Here is a 20,630-nt window from a genome sequence, read left to right on the forward strand (position 1 = left end):
GGGCTCCGATTGGCTTTCGGGAGGGAGGGGCCTAAGCGGCCCGCACCCGTTCGATGAAGATGTCGACCTGCTGACGCAGGCTTGCAGCCTGGGTGTCGAGGTCGGTGGCGGCGTGGACGATCTCGCTTGAGACGCGCCCGGTGTCGTTGGCGGCACTCGTGACGGCGACGATGTTGGAGGAAACCTCCTGAGTGCCCTGCGCGGCCTGCTGGACGTTCTGGGCGATCTCGCCGGTGGCAGAGCCCTGCTCCTCGACCGAGGAGGCGATCGTCGAAGAGATCTCGTCGATCTGCTTGATCGTGCCGGTGATCGACTCGATCGCCTTGACGACCTCGTTGGTTGCTTCCTGCACGGCAGTGATCTGCTGAGAGATCTCGCCGGTGGCCTTGGATGTCTGCTCGGCGAGCGTCTTCACTTCCATGGCGACGACTGCAAAACCCTTCCCGGCTTCACCGGCGCGGGCCGCTTCGATGGTGGCGTTCAGGGCCAGCAGATTGGTCTGTGAGGCGATGTCGGTGATCAAGTTGACGACCTGGCCGATGCGCTGGGCGCTGGCGGCAAGACCGCGGACCACTTCGCCGGTGTTCGACGCCTGACCGTTCGCCTGCCCGGCGACGTTGGCGGCCATCGACACCTGCTGACCGATTTCACGGACGGAGGCGGCAAGTTCCTCGGCTGCGGAGGCGACCGTCTGGACGTTGGTCGTCGCCTGTTCGGCGGCGGCCGCGACAACGGTCGACTGGCGATTGGTCTCCTCTGCGGATGAACTCATCGTGGAGGCCGACTGCTTCAGCTGGGTGACGGCGGAGACCACCGTGCGCACGATGCTCGAGACTTCCCGATCGAAATCGTCGGCGAGTGCGTGCATGGCCTTGCGCTTGTCTTCTTCGGCGCGCGCAGCGAGCTCTTCCTGTTCGCCGCGCAGACGCTCGGCCTCGGCGAGACCGTCGCGGAAGATCGCGATCGCCTTCGACATTTCGCCAATCTCGTTCTGCTTGTCGGCATACGGGATTTCGGTGTCGAGCTTGCCGGCGCTCAAATCGGTCATGACGCCGGTGATGCGGCCGATCGGGCGGATCACGCCGGTGGAGACGTAGACCATCGCGGCGCCTGCAATGATGACGCCGAAGGCGATGGCGATGAAGAGCTGCAGCCGCGCGGAATTGTAGGCCGAGACCGACTTCTCGTAGTCGCTTGCGGCGCCCTCGTTGTTGATCTGGACGGCGCTCATCAGGTCGTTGGAGAAGGAATCGAAGATCCGCTTCATCTGACCCGTGAGCAGGTCGTTGGCTTCCGCGGTCTGTCCGGCTTCGATGAAGCGGGCGACCTGCGGCTCGAGGCTGAGGTACTCGGTGAACTTGGCGGAGAAGTCCTGATAGAGCTTGCGCTCCTCATCGGAGGAAATCAGCGGCTCGTACTTGGCGCGAAGCGTGGCGATTTTCTCGATGTTAGCGGCAATCGCAGTTTTCAATGTCTGCTTGGCCTCGGGGTCCGTCGCCATGAGATTGGCGATTTGCGCAATGCGCAGGTCGGAGGTGGTCGTGTTGATCTTGTTGATCGTGTCGATGCTCGGAACCCAGTTGGTCGCCTCATTCTCGACGTTCGCCTGGATCTGAGCGAGTTTGCTTACGGACGTCCAGCCGAGGGCGACCATAAGGACGACCAGGACGCCGAAAATCGCCGTCAGCGTTGATTTCAAATTCAGCTTCATCACGTTCTCCGTTCCGAGCCTGCCCAGCATCTAGCTTTCAAAGCTTGCTCGTAGCTGGCAGTTGATGGCTCGCCTGCCGGGGTAATTGTCTGCTGCACGTGCAGTGTCGGGTGTCAGATCGTCCGACATGCATTTGGACGGACCTGTCCGTCGTCTGCTCGCAGCCGACGGCTTGACGGACTGACGGACTGACGGACTGACCGGGCGGCCAAACAGGCCGCATTTCTTGTGCCTGTGGGATACGCCCTCCGATGCCCCGTGGCATTGCAGCGGTGATTTGCGTGCAAGTGAAGTGTGCTGAAGACGCTGAAATCTCAGACGATTCGCGGACCTCGTCTCGCCTCGCAGACAGGACAAAACCACTCAAGACTTGCGTGTAGCTTGTCGAAATATCTCTTTCTGGATGTATTCTGCGGGTGATTTTGGATGGGCCCGAGCGCCGTATTCTTTGGGCCACAGACGCAAACAGGCCCCCCTTTCGGCGGGCCTGTCGGAGCGTTAAATAGGTCGGTGATCCGGCTAAGCCGGTCCCGTAATCTGCGAGTTAAGCGGCACGCACTCGGCCGATGAACGCGTCGACCTGCGCACGGAGATTCTCCGCCTGGCTGTCAAGATCGCCTGCCGCTTGCACGATCTCTCCGGAAACCCGCCCGGTTTCGTTGGCCGCACGCGACACAGAGACGATGCTCGTCGACACCTCCTGGGTGCCCTGCGCAGCCTGCTGGACGTTCTGGGCGATCTCGCCGGTGGCAGAGCCCTGCTCCTCGACCGAGGAGGCGATCGTCGAAGAAATCTCGTCGATCTGCTTGATCGTGCCGGTGATCGATTCGATGGCCTTGACGACCTCGTGGGTGGCTTCCTGCACGGCCGTGATCTGCTGCGAGATCTCGCCGGTTGCCTTGGACGTCTGTTCTGCGAGCGTCTTCACTTCCATGGCGACGACGGCAAAACCCTTGCCGGCCTCGCCGGCCCGTGCCGCCTCGATGGTGGCGTTGAGGGCCAACAGATTGGTCTGCGAGGCAATATCGGTGATCAGATTGACGACCTGGCCGATGCGCTGCGCGCTGGAGGCAAGACCGCGAACCACTTCACTGGTATTGGAGGCCTGACCGTTCGCCTGGTCGGCGACGCTCGCGGCCATCGACACCTGCTGACCGATCTCACGGACCGAGGCGGCAAGCTCTTCGGCGGCCGATGCGACCGTCTGGACGTTGGTCGTCGCCTGTTCGGCGGCGGCCGCAACCACGGTCGACTGCTGGTTTGTTTCCTGCGCCGAGGCCCCCATGGTGGAGGCGGATTGTTTAAGCTGTGCTGCCGCCGAAACGACCGAGCGGACGACGCCTGAGACCTCGCGTTCGAAATCGTCTGCGAGCGCGTTCATCATCTGGCGCTTCTTCTCTTCCGCCTGCGCTCCTGCCTGCTGCTGTTCGGCGCGCAGCCGTTCGTTCTCGCGCAACTCCTGAAGGAAGTGCTCCGTGGTGCCCCACAGCTCTCCGATCTCGTCGGAGGAACGGTTCTGTTCGATTGTCACGTCGAGATCGCCGGCCGCCATGCGCTTCAGCGTACCGCTGACGCGGGTGAGGGGGCGACTGATCTGACGCGTACCGATCCACACGGCAATGGTAGCGCCGGCTGCGAGCCCGATCAGCATCGTTGCCACGATCAGAAGCGTCATGCGCTCTCCAAGGGTGGACATCTCGGCAAGGATCGGCTTCAGCTCGTGCTGGAGATCGGCTCTCACGGCGTCGACGTCGGTTTGCAGAGCCTTGCGGTTCGCCCGGTTTTCGTCGGTGTTGCCTTGTGCATTGGCTGCAGCTGGCGAGACCTCGAGGCCGAGGCGGACGGTCTCGGTGCGGTAGTCGCGAAACTCGGCGATTCCTGCGAGAACCCTGTCGAAGGCTTTGGCTCTCTCCGGCGTCCTGACGAAACTCCGCGCTTCGGCGGCAGCGGCGTCGAGTTCGTCGAGGCTCTGCATGAGGCCTGCGGCGAACGCCTTCGTCTTTTCCGGTGTCTTGCTCACATAGATGCCGCGTGAATCCATCACGACTTTGGAGATAAGGCCGTTGACCCGTTCCATGCGGATCGTCATTTCCGCGTTGCGGGCGTAGCGTTCGGCCAAATTCTCGCTACGCTTCAAAGCATAAAGACCCATTCCCCCGACAAAGATGCTTGCGACGCCTAGCACGCCCAGCATCATATATATTTTATGACTTATTTTCATTTTCCGAACTCCTGCAAGGGTCGCGCCGGCCCGGCGGGCCGACGCAAATCAAAAGACGAGCATTGTGATGCTCTGTTATTAGGCAGCCCGTACGCGGCCGATGAAGGCATCGACCTGGCTGCGCAAGTTCTCGGCCTGGCTGTCGAGGTCGCCGGCAGCCTGCACGATTTCGCTTGAGACGCGTCCGGTCTCGTTGGCCGCCCGCGACACCGAGACGATGCTCGTCGACACTTCCTGGGTCCCTTCGGCGGCCTGCTGGACGTTCTGGGCGATCTCGCCCGTTGCCGAGCCCTGCTCTTCCACCGAAGAGGCGATCGTCGAAGAAATCTCGTCGATCTGTTTGATCGTGCCGGTGATCGATTCGATCGCCTTGACGACCTCGTTGGTGGCTTCCTGCACGGCCGTGATCTGCTGCGAGATCTCGCCGGTTGCCTTGGAGGTCTGCTCGGCGAGCGTCTTCACTTCCATGGCGACGACCGCGAAGCCCTTGCCGGCTTCACCGGCGCGGGCTGCCTCGATCGTCGCGTTCAAAGCCAAGAGGTTCGTCTGGGCCGCGATGTCGGTGATCAAGTTGACGACCTGGCCGATGCGCTGGGCACTGGAGGCGAGGCCGCGCACCACTTCACCGGTGTTGGTGGCCTGGCTGTTGGCCTGGCCTGCGATGGTCGCCGACATTGCCACCTGCTGGCCGATCTCGCGGACGGAGGCGGCAAGTTCTTCAGCGGCCGAGGCAACCGTCTGAACATTCACAGTCGCCTGTTCGGCCGCGGCTGCGACGACCGTCGACTGATGGTTCGTCTCGTCAGCAGATGCGCCCATCGTCGAAGCCGACTGCTTCAGTTGCGTTGCGGCGGAAACGACCGAGCGCACGACGCTCGAGACTTCGTGTTCGAAATCGTCAGCGAGCGCGTTCATCATCTGGCGCTTGTTCGCCTCGGCACGCTCTTCAGCCTGCTGCTGCTGTTCGCGCAGCGTCTCCGTCTCCTTGAGCGCGACGAGGAAATGTTCCGTGGCTTCCCAGATTTCGCCGATCTCGTCGCCGGAGCGCTTCTGCTCGATAGAGACGTTGAGGTCGCCTCCGCCCATACGCTTCAACGTACCGGTGAGGCGGACGAGGGGACGGCTGATCTGGCGGGTGCCGATCCACATCGCGATGCCGACGCCGATGATCAGTCCGACGGCGATGACGGAACAGATCAGGATAAGCATGCTCTCGTTGAGCGACAGCATGTGGGAGCGAAGCGGGTCGAGGCGCGCAGCGACATTCTCGACACCTGCCGCCAGGCTCGTCTGCAAACCTTTGCGCCCCCCGCGCACTTCGTCGCTGGTGCCGTAGGCGCGCGCCGCATCGGGACTGATTTCGACGCCGCGGCGCACCAATTCCGTGCGTTCCGCACGGTAATTCGCAAGGTTCTTTCCGAGCTCATCGACTACGGGCATGTCTTCGGGAGGGGTGAGATCCACCAGCTGGGCAAAGGCGGCGTCGATTTCATCGAGCGCGGCCATGACTTCTTTGCCGTATTTGGCGGCTTCGGCGGAACCCTCGGCGAGGTAGACCCCGCTCGATGACTTGCTTGCCTGGATGACCTGGGTGCCGATCTGCTGCATCAAGAGTGCCCGCGAGGATGTTCTGTCGAACTCCTCGGCGGTGCTGTGCATTGCATTGATCGCATAAATGGCGATGGCGCCGACACCTATGGTTACGATTCCGAGTATGGCCACGATGGCGTTGATCTTGCCGGTAATTCTCATGGGTCTCATTCCGTTTCCGGCCCTGGGGCCGACGTCAGTTGGGGGGAGGGGGCCCTGCGAGGGCGGCTTTCGATCAGGCGGCTCGCACCCGTTCGATGAAAATATCGACTTGCTTGCGCAGGCCTGCCGCTCGGTTGTCGAGGTCGTTTGCGGCGTGCACGATCTCGCTCGAGACGCGTCCGGTGTCGTCGGAAGCGGCTGTAACGGCCATGATGTTTGAGGAGACTTCCTGCGTGCCCTGAGCGGCCTGCTGAACGTTCTGGGCGATTTCGCCTGTCGCCGAACCTTGTTCTTCCACCGAGGATGCGATCGTCGACGCGATTTCGTCGATCTGCTGGATCGTGGTGCTGATCGACCCGATCGCGGCGACGACTTCGTTTGTCGCATCCTGCACGGCCGTGATCTGCTGCGAAATCTCGCCGGTTGCTTTGGACGTCTGCTCGGCGAGCGTCTTCACTTCCATCGCGACGACCGCAAAACCTTTTCCGGCCTCGCCGGCGCGCGCAGCTTCGATGGTGGCGTTCAAGGCGAGGAGATTCGTCTGCGCGGCGATGTCGGTGATCAGGTTGACGACCTGCCCGATGCGCTGGGCACTGGATGCGAGACTGCGAACGATCTCTGTGGTGTTAACTGCCTGACCGTTCGCCTGCCCGGCAATTTGCGCCGACAACTCGACTTGCTGACCGATCTCGCGGATGGATGCCGCGAGTTCCTCGGCCGCCGAGGCAACCGTCTGGACGTTGTGCGTCGCCTCCTCGGCTGCGGACGCGACAACGGTCGCCTGATGGTTCGTCTTCTCCGCCGAGGAGCTCATTGTTGACGCCGACTGCTTGAGCTGGGTGACGGCGGACACGACGGATCGCACCACACTCGAAACCTCCAGCTCGAACTCGTCCGCCAGAGCGTGCATGGCCTTGCGCTTGTCTTCTTCCGCCCTCGCGGCAAGTTCAGCCTGTTCTCTGCGAAGGCGGTCAGTTTCGCGAAGCTCGGCGAGAAAACGTTCCGTCGTCGCCCAGATCTCGCCGATCTCGTCCTTGGACCGGCGGGTTTCGATCTCCACGTCGAGTTCGCCCGCCGCCATGCGCTTCAGAACATCGGTCACACGAATGAGAGGCCGGCTGATCTTGCGGGTGCCTATGAAGATCGCGATCGCCGCGCCAATGAGAAGGCCGGCTGCAGCGACAGCGATGATTGTCGTCATCATCCGACGATCGGCGGTTGCGATCTCTTGTTTGATTCCTTCCACCTGCGCGCGTCGGGCATCGATGAACCCATCGATGTCGGCCTGTAGGGCGATCCGATTGGCCGTATTCACTTCGTTGTTTCCAACGGTTTTGGCCGTCATCGGCGAGATGCGGGTGGCGAGCTGCACAAGGCTCATGCGGAAGTCTTCGAAAACCTCGAACTCTTCCTTGAGGTTGTCGAGTTGTTCGAGGCTTTCTGGGTCGAGGAGCAGCGGGCGCGTCTCGGCGAGGAGGAGGTCGAGATCGTTGAGGCTCTGCGTGATCGCCTGACCGAAGGTTTCCACCGCGGCGTCGTTATCTGCAGAGTAGATTCCGCGCGAATCCATGACGACCGCAGTGATCAGCCGGTTCATCCTCTGGCCGTTGATCGCGGCTTCCGCGAGGCGCTCCAGGTCGGCCGTTCGCTCCGCGCTCTGTTTCAGCGCGTAAGTCGCCATGGCTGCCACGAGGATGGTGGCGAGGCCGAGCACCACCACGATCGCATAGATCTTCCCGCTGATCTTCATTGTATTTCCTTTGTAGCCTCCAGACATAAATTCCGTGAGACCCTAGGATTGACCCATGCTTCGTCTGTCGACGTAATTGATTTCCTCTACGAGGACGTCTTGAATGAAGTCGGGACCCAGTCTCTTGTTGGTATTATCTTTAATGTTTTTGAGCAGGCGATCGAGGTTGTACTTCGCCAGGCGCCCGAACTCGACTTTGCCGTTGTTGTAGAATTCACGAAATGCTTCGTCGGTGACGAAGGGGGCGGGGTCCATAGAGAGCTTGCTCATCGCGCCGGCATCCGCGGTGAAGACGAGGCGGGCGAGGATGTAGCCCTTTAAAGCGCCGTCTTGAATGACGGGCACGGTCATCGGTTCGAGCTTGCGATGCTCCAGTCCGACGAGGGCCGGGCCCTGATCGGGAGCGGGCTTCACATCCGCCTTCCATTGCGCCGCAAAGAAGCTTGCGAGCAGCGCGACGAGGCACGCCCACATGCCGATGCCGAGGGTCTTGACCATCAGACGCGCGCTCCGAGCGGTGCTGAATACGTGCCGTCCGACTCAGCATCCGACATCGCCTTCGCGATCAGCCCGGCCACCGTCTGTACGGCGCTGATATGGGTCTTGAGCATGGACTGATTGCGCTGAAGCTTCTCGCGCAGGCGGATGATGCCGATGCGGGCGTCAGTGCTGATGTTCTCGGAAGGAACTGCGCGTGCCATGCGCGACAGCTCCAGAAGTGCGCGGCTCTTGCGGTGATTGAATTCCTGAAGGTCGATCGGCTGATTTCGGCTCAGTGCCTCGGTTTCCTGGTCAACAAGCTCCTCGAGACGTCCGATGCAGGTCGTCAGGGCGCGGCTTGCGGCCGGGTTGACCGAACGTGACATCGCATTCATGGCTGGTTCCTCTCTAGATCAGGCCATTCGCGTTTTCGGGTAAGTCGGGGGTCGTCTCGGCGGTGCGCATGGTTTCGGCGATGCCGATCCCGCCGGCCTGGGCCATCTGCGTGGCGATCTGCTGGGCAAGCATCGAGCGCCACATCTCACCAGCCTGGCCGCCACCGAACATCGAATCCGAGCTCGCCGGGAGCATCGTTTGAACGAAGGTCGACAGGAACATCGCCTCAAAGCCGGTCATGGGGTCGTTGCCGGCCTTGGGCGACGACAGGCTGGAATGGGCGAGGGATGTGCTCGTCTTCAATCGCGACAAGACTTGCGCGGAATCGAAGGGCATCTGGATGACCGGGGAAATCGGCCGTTCAGCGGCCTTCGTGGTTTCCTCCGGCCCCGTCGCGCCAGGCTTCGTGACCTGGCCGAAAACGTCTTCGAAGGCGTCGTTGGCCGCGGTGTAGGCGGCCGGCGTCGTGCCGGAGGAGGGAGAAAGGCGCGTCAGCCGTGCCGCGGCCTCTTGATAGCGGGTCGGGCTTGCGGCGCGGGCAACGTCCAGAACGATGTCGGACGGTGGGCTGATCGACATAAGTCACCTGCGACAGATTAAGTCTTCGCAGGCTTATTGCGGTTTTCCCTTACGTGGGGCTTGCATCCGTCGGACGTGCGAAAGCCTCTAAAAGCAGCTGAAAACTGCGTCGTTCTTCCGCCTTGCGGGCCTCGCGCTCAAGCTTGCCGGAGAGCCTTTCGGTGGTCTTCAGGCGCCGCGCCTGAGCGAGCACCTGAGCGGTCTGCTCGGCCTGACGACGGGCGAGCTGATCGGCCTCGCTGCTGAGGCGTGACAGACGTTTGACCTTGGCGTCGACGAACAGTCCGTGGAAGGTGTCGTCGTCGTTCAAGGCTTCGATCAGCGCCTTGCGTTCCTGATCGAGTGCGCTGCCTTGCCGGGAGATATCGGCGAGCTCCCATTCTGCCGCTTCGTGCATTTTCTTTTGCACTTGCAGAATGCGCTCGATCTTCTTGCTACGGTCTTTCACTGGATTAACCTCCCACCAGCCAGATGCCGAAGGCATTGATGAAATTCGCCAGAAATTCGTGCGCAACCGTCATCAGGAGGATGAGGCCGCCTGCCGTTACGAACGGCATGGAAATGAAATACACCGGGATCTGCGGGCTCAGCTTGTTGGTGATGCCGATCGCGAGATTGATGACGATTGAGTAGACGAGAAACGGGCTGCCGATGCGCAAGACGAGGAAGAACACCGCCGAAAGCTGATCGGTCAGGTTGATGAGTGCGCCTTGCGCGTCGAAGCCCTGCGCCGCCGGCAAGGTCTGGTACGAATCGATCAGCCCCGACAGCAACAGCCAGTGCTGGTCGGTGATGAACATGATGGTGATCGCCGTCAGCGAAAAGAGCGATGCGACGGTCGGCAGCTGGGTATCTTCTTCTACCGCAATCCCCGGCATGGCCGAGAGGCCGATCGACTGGCTGACCGCCACGGCGATCGTCTGCAGCCCTAGGAAGAAGACGCGGCCGACGAGCCCGATAAGGACACCGATCAGAAGCTCCGAGACGATCGCCTGCAGCATGGCCGAGGGCGCGCCGTCGCCCACCAACGGACGGGTATATCCGATCAGCATCGGCGACAGTGTCAGCGTGATCGCCACTGCGATAAACAGGCGAAACTGCACCGGTATGCGCGAACTCGAAAAGCCCGGCATCAGCATCAGACAGCCGCCAATTCGGCAGAAAATGAGGAAGACGGCGAGGACCGTCTCCGAAGCGAGCTCGCTCACGAAATCGATCCGAGCGACTTGATCTCGATGCCACGGGCGATCTCCAGATGAGAGAGAACCGCAAGTGAAGGAAACATGCGTTCGATAATCATGCGCACGTAGATCCGTGCTTCCGGCGCCGTCACCAGCACGATGCTCTCGTTTTCCGCAAGGCGCGCACGCAGAACCTCGGATGCCTCTGTGGCGAACTCCTCTACCAGGCGCGGATCAATGTCGAACTCGATGACCTCGCCCTTGGCATCGCGCTTCAGGCTCTGGTGGAAGGCGAGGTCCCACCGATTGCCGAGACGCAGCACGTTCAGCACGCCGCCCTGGGCAAGGTCGCCGCAGATCTGCTGCGCCATGCGCATGCGCACATGCTCGGCGATCTGTTCGGAGCGGCGCGCATGCGGCACGATCTCCGCCAACGCTTCCAGAATGAGATGCAGGTTGCGGATGGAGACGCGCTCGGTAAGCAGGAGCTTCAAGACTGCCTGAAGTCCGGAATAGGTGATGTGGCTCGGGCAGATGTCGTCGACCAGGCGCTTGTACTCCGGCTCCAGCCGGTCGAGCAGCATGCGCACGTCCTTGTAGGACAGGAGCTGCGCCAGGTTGTTGCGGATGACTTCGCTCACATGAGTGAGCACGACGGAGAGATTGTCGATCGGCGTATAGCCTTCGCGGCGAACCTCCGTGGCGAAGGCGTCGGAGATCCACATCGCCTTCATGCCGAAAGCGGGTTCGCGAACCGCGTCGCCAGGCACGTCCGGTATCGCATTGTCGCCGGTGACGACGAGCAGCTCGCCGATGCGCATCTCGCAGGTTGCAAAGACCGTGCCGTGGATGCGGATCTCGTAACTCTTAGACGGGACGTTGAGGCTTTCCGTCAGTTTGATTTCGGGCACCACGAAACCGTATTGCTGCGCGAACTTGCGCCGCATGCGGCTGACGCGATGAGCGATCTCCGGCATGTTGGAGAGGATCTGTGTTGCGAGCTGCTTGCCGATGCACAGCTCGATCTCACAGGTGCGCAGCGATTCCTTTACGGAATTGCGCGCTTCCACTTCGGCCGCTTCCTTCTTCTTTTTTTCCTTCGTCTCCGCTTCCTGGCGCTTTGCCTCCTGCTGACGGGGAATGGTGTAGGCAACGAAAGCAAGGAACCCGCCAAGCGCCCCAAAAGGCAGGAGCGGCAGGCCTGGCATCAAGGCGAAGACGAACATGAGAGCCGAGGCGACGCCGAGCGCTTTCGGATAGGCTCCGAGCTGGCCGAACACGGCCTTTTCTGCCGAACCGCGCGTGCCGCCCTTGGAAACGAGTAGGCCTGCGGCGAGGGAGACGACAAGAGCCGGGATCTGAGCCACCAGACCGTCGCCGACCGACAGGCGCGTGAAGACATCAGCCGCTTCGTCGAGCGGCATGCCGTAACGGGTCGTGGCGATGATGATACCGCCGAAGATGTTGACGGCGATGGTGATGAGGCTGGCGATCGCCTCACCGCGAACGAACTTTGATGCGCCGTCCATGGAGCCGAAGAAGGAGCTTTCCTCCTCCAGTTCGCGGCGGCGCAGCTGAGCTTCTTTGTCGTCGATGAGGCCAGCATTGAGATCGGCGTCGATCGCCATCTGCTTGCCGGGAATGGCATCGAGGGTAAACCGCGCGCCGACTTCGGCGATACGCGTCGCACCCTTGGTGATGACGAGGAAGTTCACCGTGACGAGAATGAGGAAGACGACGATGCCGATGACAAAGTCGCCGCCCATGACGAACATGGAAAAGCCGTTGATGATGTTGCCCGCGGCCGTCACGCCTTCATTTCCGTGGGCGAGGATGAGCCGTGTCGTCGCCACGCCGAGCGCGAGGCGCAGCACGGTCGCGATCAAAAGCACCGTCGGGAAAGAGGAGAATTCGAGAGGCTTCTCAATCCACAGCGCCACCATCAGGATCAGCACCGAGAAGGCGATCGACAAAGCCAGACCGAAATCGATCAGGAAGGTGGGGATCGGCAGGAACAGGATGACCAGCATGCCGATGATCAAGGTTGCGAAGCCGATATCCCGCTTCGACTTCTTTTCGAGCGCGTCGCCCGCAGTGAGCAGCATCTCCGACATGATCAATTCTTCCCCGGATATGGTCCGTCGTGAGAACGCGCGCTAAAAGCCGGTGGCAATGCGCCCGTAAACTTCGTTGGTGAAGGCGAAAATCTGAGCGCCGATGAAGGGCGCGCTGATCGCGGTCATGAGCAGGATGACAATGATCTTCGGAATGAAGGTCAGGGTGACTTCCTGAATCTGTGTGAGCGCCTGGAAAAGCGCGATGCCAATGCCAACGAGCATGGCCGCACCGACCGCCGGCCCTGCGGCGATGATGATCGTCCAGATCGCCTGGCGGACGACCTCAAAGGCGTCGGCTTCGTTCATCTCAGGCGACTGTCACGCCGGCGCCGATCAGCATCTGCGTGCCGTCATCCAGGTTGGCGATGAGGCCATTGGAGGTGATGCGCACGGAGGCGACGGTGCCTGTGGTGCTGCCGTCAGGCGAGGTCACGGTGTGTCCGATGAGTTCGTTGGCCTGGCCGATGGCCGAAGAGGTCAAGATCTCGTCGAGCTTGTTGTTGGTCTGAATCGTCTGCTCGACCTGCGAGAAGCTTGCGAGCTGCGCCATGTACTGGGTGGTTTCCATGGGCGAGGTCGGGTCCTGGTTCTTCAGCTGGGTGACCAGGAGCTTCAGGAAGGTGTCGTAGTCGACCGTGGAGCCGGGGTTGTTCGTATTGCTGTTTGCGGCCGCAGTCGTGCCTGCGCCCACGCCAGAGGTGGAAGTCATGTCAGATCTCCAGATGTTCGCTGGGCCCCGCTGAAAGGCGGGACTGCTCTCGCTCGTGCGGGCCGTCTCAGGCGGCGCGGGCTGACTGCTCGGAGCTCTCCAGGATGCGGCTTTCCACTTCGAAAAGGTTGCGCAGTGTGCGCAGTGCCTCGAAGCAGCGACCGCCTTTGACGAGCCCTGCAACCCCTTCCAGATCCTTCAAGATTGCATCGTTCTTGAAGGTCGTCTTCAAGCGCGTATGCATGTCACCGAAGAGGCGGCGGGCTGCCGCTGCTCCGTCAGGATCGATCAGCATCGTCTGGATCACAAAATAGAGCTGCCGCAGCGGCGTCGTCGTCTCGTGAGCCTGAAGAATGTGGTTATCGAGCAGGAAGGTCGCGTCATTGAGGAGCGTAAACGTGACCTTGCGGTCGACGCGGATCACAGCTCCATTCAAGAACAATCTCTGCCCGGGTCGGAGCGAGATCCGCATGGTCATTTGAGACCGTCCCGGATCGTCTGGTTGACCTCGATGAGGGCGGCGAAGTTGCGCGAAGGGTCGACGAGGACGTTTTCCGCCTCGCGGATGACCCAAAGTCCCACGGAGATGAGATCCCGGCGAAGCTCCTGGCCGAGGCCGTTTTGAGGGCTGGCGAGATCGCGGATCATGAAGTTCCAGAGCTTGTTGACATAGCCAAGAGCCTCGGCGGCTTCGGGGCTGCCCGCGCCGCGTATCTCCGCAACGTGCAGAAGCTCCAGCGCGTGATCGAGCGCCATCTGCTCGCGAGCGCGTGATTCCCCGCCGGAATCGTCGAGGATCTCCGCGTAAGAGAATTTGTACATTTGAACCTCCACCCACGCCTGAATCAGGCGTACTTCAAAATGCTCAAGTTCATGATCTGAGTTGTCAGTGCGTAGGACATTTCGATCTGTGTCGTGAGCGTATCGAAGCGAACTTTCGCTTCGGCCGGATCGACATTCTCCAGTGACTGAATGCCCTTGGAGATGAGATCCTTTTCGGCTGTCATCCTCTCGGTCGCCGCGGTCACACGCTGCTGCGTGAAGCCAACCGCGCTTTGCATATCGGTGAGCTGAGGCAGAGCGCCGCCGATCAGCTCACGGGCCTTGTCGACGACGACCTGGATGGTTTCCGGTCCAAGTTCTGTCGTTCCGAGCTCGGCTACCATCGTATAGGCCATGGCGAGGTTGCGCAGAGCTTGCGTGTTGCCGTTCACGGAGGTGGTCAGCTCTTCGTGGGGAGAGATCCGGCTCGTGATGTTGGTGTTGGAGGCGTTCGACCAGACGGTCCCCCATGAGGGGTCCTCGAAAAGTGCCGCGAAGTCGCCGTCGAGGAAGGTCTCCATGTCGCTTGCGGTGATATTCGCAACCGCGGGATCGCTCTGCGAAAAGCCGAAGAAGGTGGCGAAAGCACCATCGACCGCGGCCTTCGGCCCTCCGGCATCATAATCGTTGAAAGGTGCCGTGCCGGTGTTGATCCCGGAAAAGAGATACTGCCCGTCGGCAGCCGTGTTGCCGAGCGAAATGAGTCCGGAGAGTGCGGCTTTCGCTGAGGCCTGAAACTCTTCGGAGGCAACATAAGGATCTGACACCGAGACGAAGACCGCGAGGGTCTTGTTCGCCGTGTCTGCGATCCCATCCATTGAGATCTGGGTGCGTTGCAGCTGAGAGGAGAGAAGGCCGTTGGTTGCGATGAAGGATTCCGCCTGCGTAAAATCGTGGCGGAACGACAGCGTTCGTGTTGTCGAATAACCGAGCGTCAGCCCGACATCGGCGTGCCGGCTCGTTGCCATCTCGACGCCCGCCTTTGCGAGCTCGGACTGCATGCGCGGAACGCTCGAGCGCAGGTTGTTGGCGAGAGCGTACGTGGAGACGAAGGTCGTTTTCATGGCGTCAGCGCGCGTTCATGAGCAGAGTGTCGAAAAGCTCGTTAATCACCGACAGAACCTTGGCGGATGCGGCGTAGCTTTGTTCCAGCTGCAGCTGCAGTGCATATTCGTCGTCGAGATTGACGCCCGTCGCGTTGGAAAGCGCGTCGGAACTGTGAGCAACGAGGGTGTTCTGGTATTCCACCTCGGCGGTTGCCGCCTGGCGCCTGCCCTCCAGCCAGCCGGAGGAGGACGTGGTGAAATCGATCAGGCTCTGGCTGTCCTCGAGCTGCGTTGTGGGATCGAAGCTGCGTGCCGTTCCCATACCGGTGACGAGCGCATCGAGCCGGTCGGAGAAGGCGGCCGCCCCGGTCGAATTGTAGGCGTAGGCCGCCCCGTTGACGCCACCGTCGCGCAACCGCGAAAGTGTTCCGCCCTGCAGGGGATCGATGGCCGCGTTGACGGTAATCGAAGCAGCGAGACCAGCTATTGCCGTGCCACCTGCCGGAACTGCCGGGCCACCAGGATAGGTGAAAAGCCCGGCCTGATCGGGGGCGCCGCCAGCCGTTTGGTCGGATTCCGCAAAGACCTCGATGAGGCCGCGGGCAACTTCGTCTAGCTGGTTCTGATAGGTGAGGGCGACGTCGTCGCGCAGTGTCGTCAGACCGACGAGCGCGCCGCCGTGAAGCGGCATGGTGGCGTTCGGCCCAGTTACCGGAACGCCGTCGACGAAGACCGCATTGCCGGGTGCGCCAGCCGTCAGGGCAGGCGAGGCAGCAAAGGTGACGCTTCGAGCCGTCGTTTCGAACAAGGTGGCGCCGCTATCGGTATAGAGCACCATGTCGTTGTTGGCGCGGGTGACGGCCGAGACGCCCATCTGCTCGGAGATCTGGGCGAGCACGGCATCGCGTTTGTCGAGCGGATCGGTGACGTCGGCCCCTGCGAAGGAGCCTTGGACGACCAGGTTGTTCAGCGTCTCGAACTTGTCGAGAAGGCTGTTCAGGTTGCTGACCGCGTTGGCGATATCGGCATCGGCGTCCTGACGGACCTCGGCGATCGTCTCCGCGGACGAATGGAGTTTCGTTGTCAGCGCGTTGGCACGGGTCACCACATTCTGCGAGAGAATGGAATCGTCCGGTCGGTTGGCATATTCCTGCAGAGTGATCTGCAGCTGGCTGAGCTGCGCTGCCGGCGAGTACTCCGATTTTGGATCACCGATCGTAGCTGACAGCCGGTTGAGGCCGGCAACGAGAGCATCTTCGCTCGCGGCGCGCGATGTCGCGCCGAGCATGGTCGTGTAGAGAGCGCGGTCTGTGGCGCGGGTTGTGGTGACGACGCGCACGGCGCCGTCTGGCGTCGTTATCGACGGCGCCAGCTTGCGTGAATAGGTCGGGTCGCCCGCCCCGGAGACATTCTTGGCAGAGACGGAAATCTGTGCCGCGGTTGCCTGCAAGGAGGAACGCGCCGTCGTCAGCGCGGCCTGAAGGCTCATGGCTAAACTGCCCTTTCAGTGGGAGAGGACGTGATTAACGCTTCAGGTTCATGAGGACGTCCAGAAGCTCTGAGCCTGTCTGGAAGACCTTGGAATTGGCCGAATAATCCCGCTGGGCAACGATCATGTCGGTGAGCTCCGAGGCCATATCGACATTCGATTGCTCAAGAGCTCCTGAGACGATTGCGCCGCGTGATCCTTCCGTTGGGAAGCCGACCTCGACCGCACCCGATTCCAGCGTCACCGAGAAGACATTGCCGGACAGGGCTTCGAGCTTATCCGGGCTTGGCACGTCGGCTAGCGGAAGGCGGAAGGCCGGGGTCATCGCGCCATTGGTGTAGTTGGCGTAGACCGTTCCGTCCTCGGAGATCGTCACATCCTTGATCGTCGCCGGCGCGTTGCCGTTGACGGTGGCCTTCATTGGTATGTACTCGGCGGCAAGATGCGTGGTGCCAGTGAGATCGAGCGTGATCGCTTCACCGCCCGGCACCGTCAGTGCGATTTCAGCCGGTGTGCTCGTCAGGGCCCCGGCGTCATCGAAGGTGACTGTCTGGGTCGACAACGCGGCTGATGCGTAAGGAAAGCCACCGTCGGTGGCGCCGGCGTGATCGTAGACCGTGTATTCCCATTCCGCCGGGCTGTCGCTCGTCTTCGACATATAGATGTCGAGCGTCACTTCGTTGCCGACCTTGTCGAAGACGGTGATGGACGACTTGGCGGTATAGGCTGAATCCGCCGCGTTGGCGGACGGCAGGTTGCCTGTCACGACCTCTGCGCTGTCGGGCAGATTGACCTTGAAGAGGCCGCTGGTGGTCGGATTGGCGGTCATGTTCATGCCGCCGAAATTGACCGGCTGAAGTCCCGTGAGGCCGTTCAGGACAACACCCGGATCGCCACCGCTGATATCGTAGCCCATCAGTGTGAAGCCGGCCGTGTTGACGAGATTTCCGGTGTTGCCGTCGAGTGTGAAGGCGCCTGCCCGGGTCAGATACGGATTGCCGTTCGGGTCGTTGACCACGAAAAAACCGTTGCCCTGGACGGCGAGGTCGGTGTTCGACGTCGTATAGGTCAGCGGTCCGCGATCGCTGATGGCATGACGGATATCCGTCTTCACCGCACCCGGATTGTAACTGCCTTTGCCGCTGTTCAGGAGCAGCGATGAGAACTGGGTGTCAGCGCGCTTGTAACCGATCGTCCCGCTGTTGGCGATGTTGTCGGAGACCGTGCCAAGCAGGTTCGACTGGGCGTTCATGCCCGAAACGCCGGTGCGGAGCATCCCATAGAGGCTCATCAGCTTAATCCTTTTCCTCAACCCTTGTGTGGCCTGTTTGGCCCGGTGAGCTTGCGTGAAGCTGTCGGTGGCGCCTACTGACGCAACAAGACAGCGAGGTCTGCGAAGGCGTCCTGGGCAAGCGGGCTCGAGGGGTCCTGACGCAGCGCATCATAGACGCGCGGCACGAGCTGAACGGCCCGGTCGAGCTCAGCATCGGCACCCTGGTGGTAGCCACCCATGAGCCTCAAATCGCGTGTGTCTTCGAAACGAGAGATCAAGGTGCGAAGCTTCCGCACCAATTCGCGCTGGTCAGTCGTCCAAACGATCTGCGCCAGTCGCGAAATCGATCCGAGAACGTTGATGGCCGGATAGCGTCCCTGATCGGCGATGTTGCGATCGAGAACGATATGGCCGTCCAGCGTGCCGCGGATGGCATCGGCAACGGGATCGTTATGGTCGTCACCGTCGATCAGGACGGCGAAGATGCCGGTGATCGATCCCGCTCCTTCCTCGCCGGGGCCTGCGCGCTCCAAAAGCTTCGGCAGATCGGAAAAGACGCTGGGCGCATAACCGCGCGCCACCGCTGGCTCACCAGCTGCGAGAGCGATGTCGCGTGCTGCATGCGCGTAACGTGTGACGGAATCGACGATGAGCAGAACGGAATCGCCCTGGTCGCGGAAATATTCGGCGATCGCCATGGCGGAGAGCGGGGCGAGACGGCGCATCATGGGACCTTCGTCGCCGGTCGCCACGACCGTGACGGCGCGGGCACGATTGCCGTTGAGGGCGCCTTCGATGAATTCCCGCACTTCTCGGCCGCGTTCACCGACCAACGCCACGACGACCGTGTCGAAACCGTGCGAATGCGCGATCATCGACAGAAGCGTGGACTTGCCGACGCCGGAGCCGGCGAAAATGCCGATGCGCTGTCCTTCGCAGATCGGCGTGAAGATATCGATCGCGCGCACGCCCGTCGTCAGGGGGCGGTGCAAGCGCGCGCGGGTCATTGCGGGCGGGGGCTCGGCGTCGACATTCATCATGCGCTGGCCGTGGGCGAGGGGACCGAGCCCGTCGACCGGTTCGCCCATGGCGTTGATGACGCGGCCTTTCCAGTCGTCGCGTGGGGCCAGGCCGATCGCGCCGATGCGATGCGCCTCGGTGCCTATGCCGAAGGGCATCCGCGTCTCGAAAGGTTTGACGATCACGTCACGCCCGTCGATGCGCACAACTTCGCCAAGCGCGTTCATCTTGTCCCAAGAGAAACGCACCCGCTCGCCGAGGCGCACGAACGGAGAAAGACCGGCGACGCGGCAGTAAGTCGGCGCAACCTCCGTCACGAGGCCGCCCACACGCACGGGCGGGATTTCGACCGCTGCACTGTCGATCACGGATTTGAGACGCGCGAGAGCGGTCATTCAGCCATCCCCTGATGTCGGATCTTCTATTTCCTGACGGATTAGGACGGGCCGAGCGAGCGGATCGCCTCTTGCTGCGTGGATTCGCTCTTCTCTACGGCCGAAGCCGCACTGTCGAAGGCGCGTTGCAGCATGATCAGCTTACTGATCTCGGAGATTGGATTGACGTTGGCGCCTTCGACGTAGCCCTGACGCAGGCCGTTGACGGTCATATCCTCGACGGGCTGGGCCGCTTCGCTCGGGATCACGCCCGAGTTTTCATAGCGGCTGAGCTTGGCAGTTTCGGGGATCGAGAACAGTCCGATCGCGCCAACCTGGTTGCCGCCTTGAGAAATGGTGCCATCCGCCGCGATGGAGACCTCGCCGCCGCGCGGATCGAGAAGAATGCCCGCTTCACCCGGATCAAGAACGGGATAGCCGGCGGTGCTCAAGAGCTCGCCGGTTGCGGTCATCTGCAGACGGCCGTCGCGCGTGTAGACCGTGCCGTCTGGGGTCGAAAGCGCGAGCCATCCATCTCCCTGCACGGCAACGTCGAGAGGATTGCCGGTGTAGGAGACGGAGCCGGGACTGCGCGAAATATATGTGTCGCCAGGTGACGCGAAGGCGACCTTCTCGGGACCTGTCCGCGTCATTACAGCGTCGAATTTAACCTCTTCCGCACGAAAGCCCGCCGTGTTCATGTTGGCGATGTTGTTGGCGATCGTCGTCAGGCGGCGGTCGAGTGCCACCTGTGCGGAGAGTGCGACGTAGGTGCTTGTCGGCATGTCTCAGGTTCCGCCGTGCTTCAACTGGTTCAAGGTCAGGAGGAGGTCGGCGCTGACCGAGGTCGAGCGGCTGTTGGAAAAGAGATTGAGGATCGGATCCGCTGTCACGTTTTGCGTTGCGTCCCACATGATGGTGAAACGCTGGATGAGCTTTGCGAGTTTTTCCGGATCCTTCAGGTCAGCGATGTCCATCCGCTGCTCGACGGCCTTGGCCTGTTTGTCGATATCGGCGTTCGCCATTTCGGCGGGAAAGCCGAAGGTCGTTTTGATCACGGCCCACAGCGCATCATCAGCGAGGAGGCCGTAGGCCGACTTCACTTCGGGAGCCGCACGCTCGAAATACAACGCGAGCCGGACGCCTTCATTGTCGTCACCGGCCTTCTCTTCGAGTGTCTGGCGGGTGTAGAGATCGACGACGCCCTGCTGCGCCTCTTTCGCTGCGGTGGTCGTTTCGCCGTTCTCTGAAAAGTTGAAAACGGTTGCCAATTCCACGAAGCGATCGTCCGACATGCGATTGGCGAAGCTCTTCGGATCGCTCACCCCTTCTTCCAGGACCTTGCGAATTAAGCCCTTGGCATACGCCATATCTTCGAGGCCGAAGGCCTTCATCGCGTATTTGTAAACGCGATCGTTGTCGAAGAATTCGTCGAGCGATTTGATCGTGCCGATATTGGCGAGATAGTAATTGGTTTCGCGCGTCACGATCCGATCGCTGGAGACTCGGCTCAGAGACTTGTCCATGTCGCCGGAGATGCGCTGGTAGCTGATAGATGTCGAGATCATTGCGGCCTCACAATCGAGATGAGGCTCTAGGTCGCCAAGCTTGCGCGAAACTGGCTTCTTCTACGTTTCTGACTTCCTCGCGATGCGGCCGACGCAGCCGAGTGCTCCAGCTTCACGCAAGCCAAATCGAACAGTGAGGGCT

At 61.5% G+C, this 20,630-nt stretch carries 20 protein-coding genes; all 20 read right to left on the reverse strand.

The window, feature by feature from the left end; all coding sequences use genetic code 11:
* Positions 1 to 31: 31 nt before the first annotated feature.
* Entirely contained in the window at positions 32 to 1,711 is a 1,680-nt protein-coding gene (locus EO094_RS05175) for a methyl-accepting chemotaxis protein (RefSeq protein WP_246008363.1), read from the reverse strand.
* 544 nt (positions 1,712 to 2,255) lie between these two features.
* Positions 2,256 to 3,932, reverse strand: coding sequence for a methyl-accepting chemotaxis protein (locus tag EO094_RS05180; RefSeq protein ID WP_128291188.1), 1,677 nt, complete (start codon positions 3,930 to 3,932; stop codon positions 2,256 to 2,258).
* A gap of 78 nt (positions 3,933 to 4,010) precedes the next feature.
* A complete protein-coding gene (locus tag EO094_RS05185) occupies positions 4,011 to 5,693 on the reverse strand; it encodes a methyl-accepting chemotaxis protein (protein WP_246008365.1) in 1,683 nt (560 codons plus the stop codon).
* A 64-nt stretch (positions 5,694 to 5,757) separates the two neighbouring features.
* Complete coding sequence (locus EO094_RS05190) at positions 5,758 to 7,434, reverse strand: methyl-accepting chemotaxis protein (protein WP_128291189.1); 1,677 nt, start codon at positions 7,432 to 7,434, stop codon at positions 5,758 to 5,760.
* A 42-nt stretch (positions 7,435 to 7,476) separates the two neighbouring features.
* Positions 7,477 to 7,932 (reverse strand): hypothetical protein, encoded by a 456-nt coding sequence (locus tag EO094_RS05195; RefSeq protein ID WP_128291190.1) that lies wholly within the window; start codon positions 7,930 to 7,932, stop codon positions 7,477 to 7,479.
* Positions 7,932 to 8,309, reverse strand: coding sequence for a flagellar protein FlgN (locus EO094_RS05200; RefSeq protein WP_128291191.1), 378 nt, complete (start codon positions 8,307 to 8,309; stop codon positions 7,932 to 7,934). Before EO094_RS05200 ends, EO094_RS05195 begins: the two co-directional genes overlap by 1 nt.
* Before the next feature lie 13 nt (positions 8,310 to 8,322).
* Complete coding sequence (locus EO094_RS05205; protein ID WP_128291192.1) at positions 8,323 to 8,889, reverse strand: rod-binding protein; 567 nt, start codon at positions 8,887 to 8,889, stop codon at positions 8,323 to 8,325.
* Positions 8,890 to 8,938: 49 nt separating this feature from the next.
* Positions 8,939 to 9,337: a hypothetical protein gene (locus EO094_RS05210; protein WP_128291193.1), complete on the reverse strand. Its 399-nt coding sequence runs from the start codon at positions 9,335 to 9,337 to the stop codon at positions 8,939 to 8,941.
* Between the two features lie 4 nt (positions 9,338 to 9,341).
* A complete protein-coding gene (fliR, locus tag EO094_RS05215) occupies positions 9,342 to 10,097 on the reverse strand; it encodes a flagellar biosynthesis protein FliR (protein WP_164879561.1) in 756 nt (251 codons plus the stop codon).
* The gene (gene flhA, locus EO094_RS05220) at positions 10,094 to 12,184 is read right to left on the reverse strand and encodes a flagellar biosynthesis protein FlhA (protein WP_128291195.1); all 2,091 of its coding nucleotides are present in this window, start codon (positions 12,182 to 12,184) and stop codon (positions 10,094 to 10,096) included. The genes fliR and flhA overlap by 4 nt, the downstream gene beginning before the upstream one ends.
* A 42-nt stretch (positions 12,185 to 12,226) precedes the next feature.
* Positions 12,227 to 12,493, reverse strand: a complete 267-nt coding sequence (gene fliQ, locus EO094_RS05225; RefSeq protein ID WP_128291196.1) for a flagellar biosynthesis protein FliQ — start codon at positions 12,491 to 12,493, stop codon at positions 12,227 to 12,229.
* Position 12,494: 1 nt separating this feature from the next.
* A complete protein-coding gene (flgD, locus tag EO094_RS05230; RefSeq protein WP_128291197.1) occupies positions 12,495 to 12,896 on the reverse strand; it encodes a flagellar hook assembly protein FlgD in 402 nt (133 codons plus the stop codon).
* 67 nt (positions 12,897 to 12,963) lie between these two features.
* Positions 12,964 to 13,374, reverse strand: coding sequence for a flagellar biosynthesis repressor FlbT (gene flbT, locus EO094_RS05235; RefSeq protein ID WP_409976992.1), 411 nt, complete (start codon positions 13,372 to 13,374; stop codon positions 12,964 to 12,966).
* Complete coding sequence (flaF, locus tag EO094_RS05240) at positions 13,371 to 13,718, reverse strand: flagellar biosynthesis regulator FlaF (protein ID WP_128291198.1); 348 nt, start codon at positions 13,716 to 13,718, stop codon at positions 13,371 to 13,373. The genes flbT and flaF overlap by 4 nt, the downstream gene beginning before the upstream one ends.
* 23 nt (positions 13,719 to 13,741) lie before the next feature.
* Entirely contained in the window at positions 13,742 to 14,782 is a 1,041-nt protein-coding gene (locus EO094_RS05245) for a flagellar hook-associated family protein (RefSeq protein WP_128291199.1), read from the reverse strand.
* Positions 14,783 to 14,786: 4 nt separating this feature from the next.
* On the reverse strand, positions 14,787 to 16,253 hold the full coding sequence (gene flgK / locus EO094_RS05250) for a flagellar hook-associated protein FlgK (RefSeq protein WP_128291200.1): 1,467 nt from the start codon (positions 16,251 to 16,253) through the stop codon (positions 14,787 to 14,789).
* Between the two features lie 34 nt (positions 16,254 to 16,287).
* A complete protein-coding gene (locus EO094_RS05255) occupies positions 16,288 to 17,544 on the reverse strand; it encodes a flagellar hook protein FlgE (RefSeq protein WP_128291201.1) in 1,257 nt (418 codons plus the stop codon).
* 74 nt (positions 17,545 to 17,618) lie between these two features.
* Complete coding sequence (gene fliI, locus EO094_RS05260; protein ID WP_128291202.1) at positions 17,619 to 18,941, reverse strand: flagellar protein export ATPase FliI; 1,323 nt, start codon at positions 18,939 to 18,941, stop codon at positions 17,619 to 17,621.
* 41 nt (positions 18,942 to 18,982) lie between these two features.
* Positions 18,983 to 19,705, reverse strand: coding sequence for a flagellar basal-body rod protein FlgF (flgF, locus tag EO094_RS05265; protein ID WP_128291203.1), 723 nt, complete (start codon positions 19,703 to 19,705; stop codon positions 18,983 to 18,985).
* A 3-nt stretch (positions 19,706 to 19,708) separates the two neighbouring features.
* Positions 19,709 to 20,488: a DUF1217 domain-containing protein gene (locus EO094_RS05270; protein WP_128291204.1), complete on the reverse strand. Its 780-nt coding sequence runs from the start codon at positions 20,486 to 20,488 to the stop codon at positions 19,709 to 19,711.
* Between the last annotated feature and the right edge of the window lie 142 nt (positions 20,489 to 20,630).

The sequence above is a fragment of the Afifella aestuarii genome, assembly GCF_004023665.1.
Lineage (GTDB): Bacteria > Pseudomonadota > Alphaproteobacteria > Rhizobiales > Afifellaceae > Afifella > Afifella aestuarii.

What these genes read in the sequence shown, in the direction of transcription:
- flbT (WP_409976992.1), bottom strand. Translation starts at nt 13,374, where the DNA reads ATGACCATGCGGATCTCGCTCCGACCCGGGCAGAGATTGTTCTTGAAT.
- flgK (WP_128291200.1), bottom strand. Translation starts at nt 16,253, where the DNA reads ATGAGCCTTCAGGCCGCGCTGACGACGGCGCGTTCCTCCTTGCAGGCA.
- EO094_RS05200 (WP_128291191.1), bottom strand. Translation starts at nt 8,309, where the DNA reads ATGAATGCGATGTCACGTTCGGTCAACCCGGCCGCAAGCCGCGCCCTG.
- EO094_RS05245 (WP_128291199.1), bottom strand. Translation starts at nt 14,782, where the DNA reads ATGAAAACGACCTTCGTCTCCACGTACGCTCTCGCCAACAACCTGCGC.
- EO094_RS05185 (WP_246008365.1), bottom strand. Translation starts at nt 5,693, where the DNA reads ATGAGACCCATGAGAATTACCGGCAAGATCAACGCCATCGTGGCCATA.
- fliI (WP_128291202.1), bottom strand. Translation starts at nt 18,941, where the DNA reads ATGACCGCTCTCGCGCGTCTCAAATCCGTGATCGACAGTGCAGCGGTC.
- flgD (WP_128291197.1), bottom strand. Translation starts at nt 12,896, where the DNA reads ATGACTTCCACCTCTGGCGTGGGCGCAGGCACGACTGCGGCCGCAAAC.
- EO094_RS05195 (WP_128291190.1), bottom strand. Translation starts at nt 7,932, where the DNA reads ATGGTCAAGACCCTCGGCATCGGCATGTGGGCGTGCCTCGTCGCGCTG.
- EO094_RS05180 (WP_128291188.1), bottom strand. Translation starts at nt 3,932, where the DNA reads ATGAAAATAAGTCATAAAATATATATGATGCTGGGCGTGCTAGGCGTC.
- flaF (WP_128291198.1), bottom strand. Translation starts at nt 13,718, where the DNA reads ATGTACAAATTCTCTTACGCGGAGATCCTCGACGATTCCGGCGGGGAA.
- flgF (WP_128291203.1), bottom strand. Translation starts at nt 19,705, where the DNA reads ATGCCGACAAGCACCTACGTCGCACTCTCCGCACAGGTGGCACTCGAC.
- EO094_RS05190 (WP_128291189.1), bottom strand. Translation starts at nt 7,434, where the DNA reads ATGAAGATCAGCGGGAAGATCTATGCGATCGTGGTGGTGCTCGGCCTC.
- EO094_RS05205 (WP_128291192.1), bottom strand. Translation starts at nt 8,889, where the DNA reads ATGTCGATCAGCCCACCGTCCGACATCGTTCTGGACGTTGCCCGCGCC.
- EO094_RS05270 (WP_128291204.1), bottom strand. Translation starts at nt 20,488, where the DNA reads ATGATCTCGACATCTATCAGCTACCAGCGCATCTCCGGCGACATGGAC.
- EO094_RS05175 (WP_246008363.1), bottom strand. Translation starts at nt 1,711, where the DNA reads ATGAAGCTGAATTTGAAATCAACGCTGACGGCGATTTTCGGCGTCCTG.
- fliQ (WP_128291196.1), bottom strand. Translation starts at nt 12,493, where the DNA reads ATGAACGAAGCCGACGCCTTTGAGGTCGTCCGCCAGGCGATCTGGACG.
- flhA (WP_128291195.1), bottom strand. Translation starts at nt 12,184, where the DNA reads ATGTCGGAGATGCTGCTCACTGCGGGCGACGCGCTCGAAAAGAAGTCG.
- EO094_RS05255 (WP_128291201.1), bottom strand. Translation starts at nt 17,544, where the DNA reads ATGAGCCTCTATGGGATGCTCCGCACCGGCGTTTCGGGCATGAACGCC.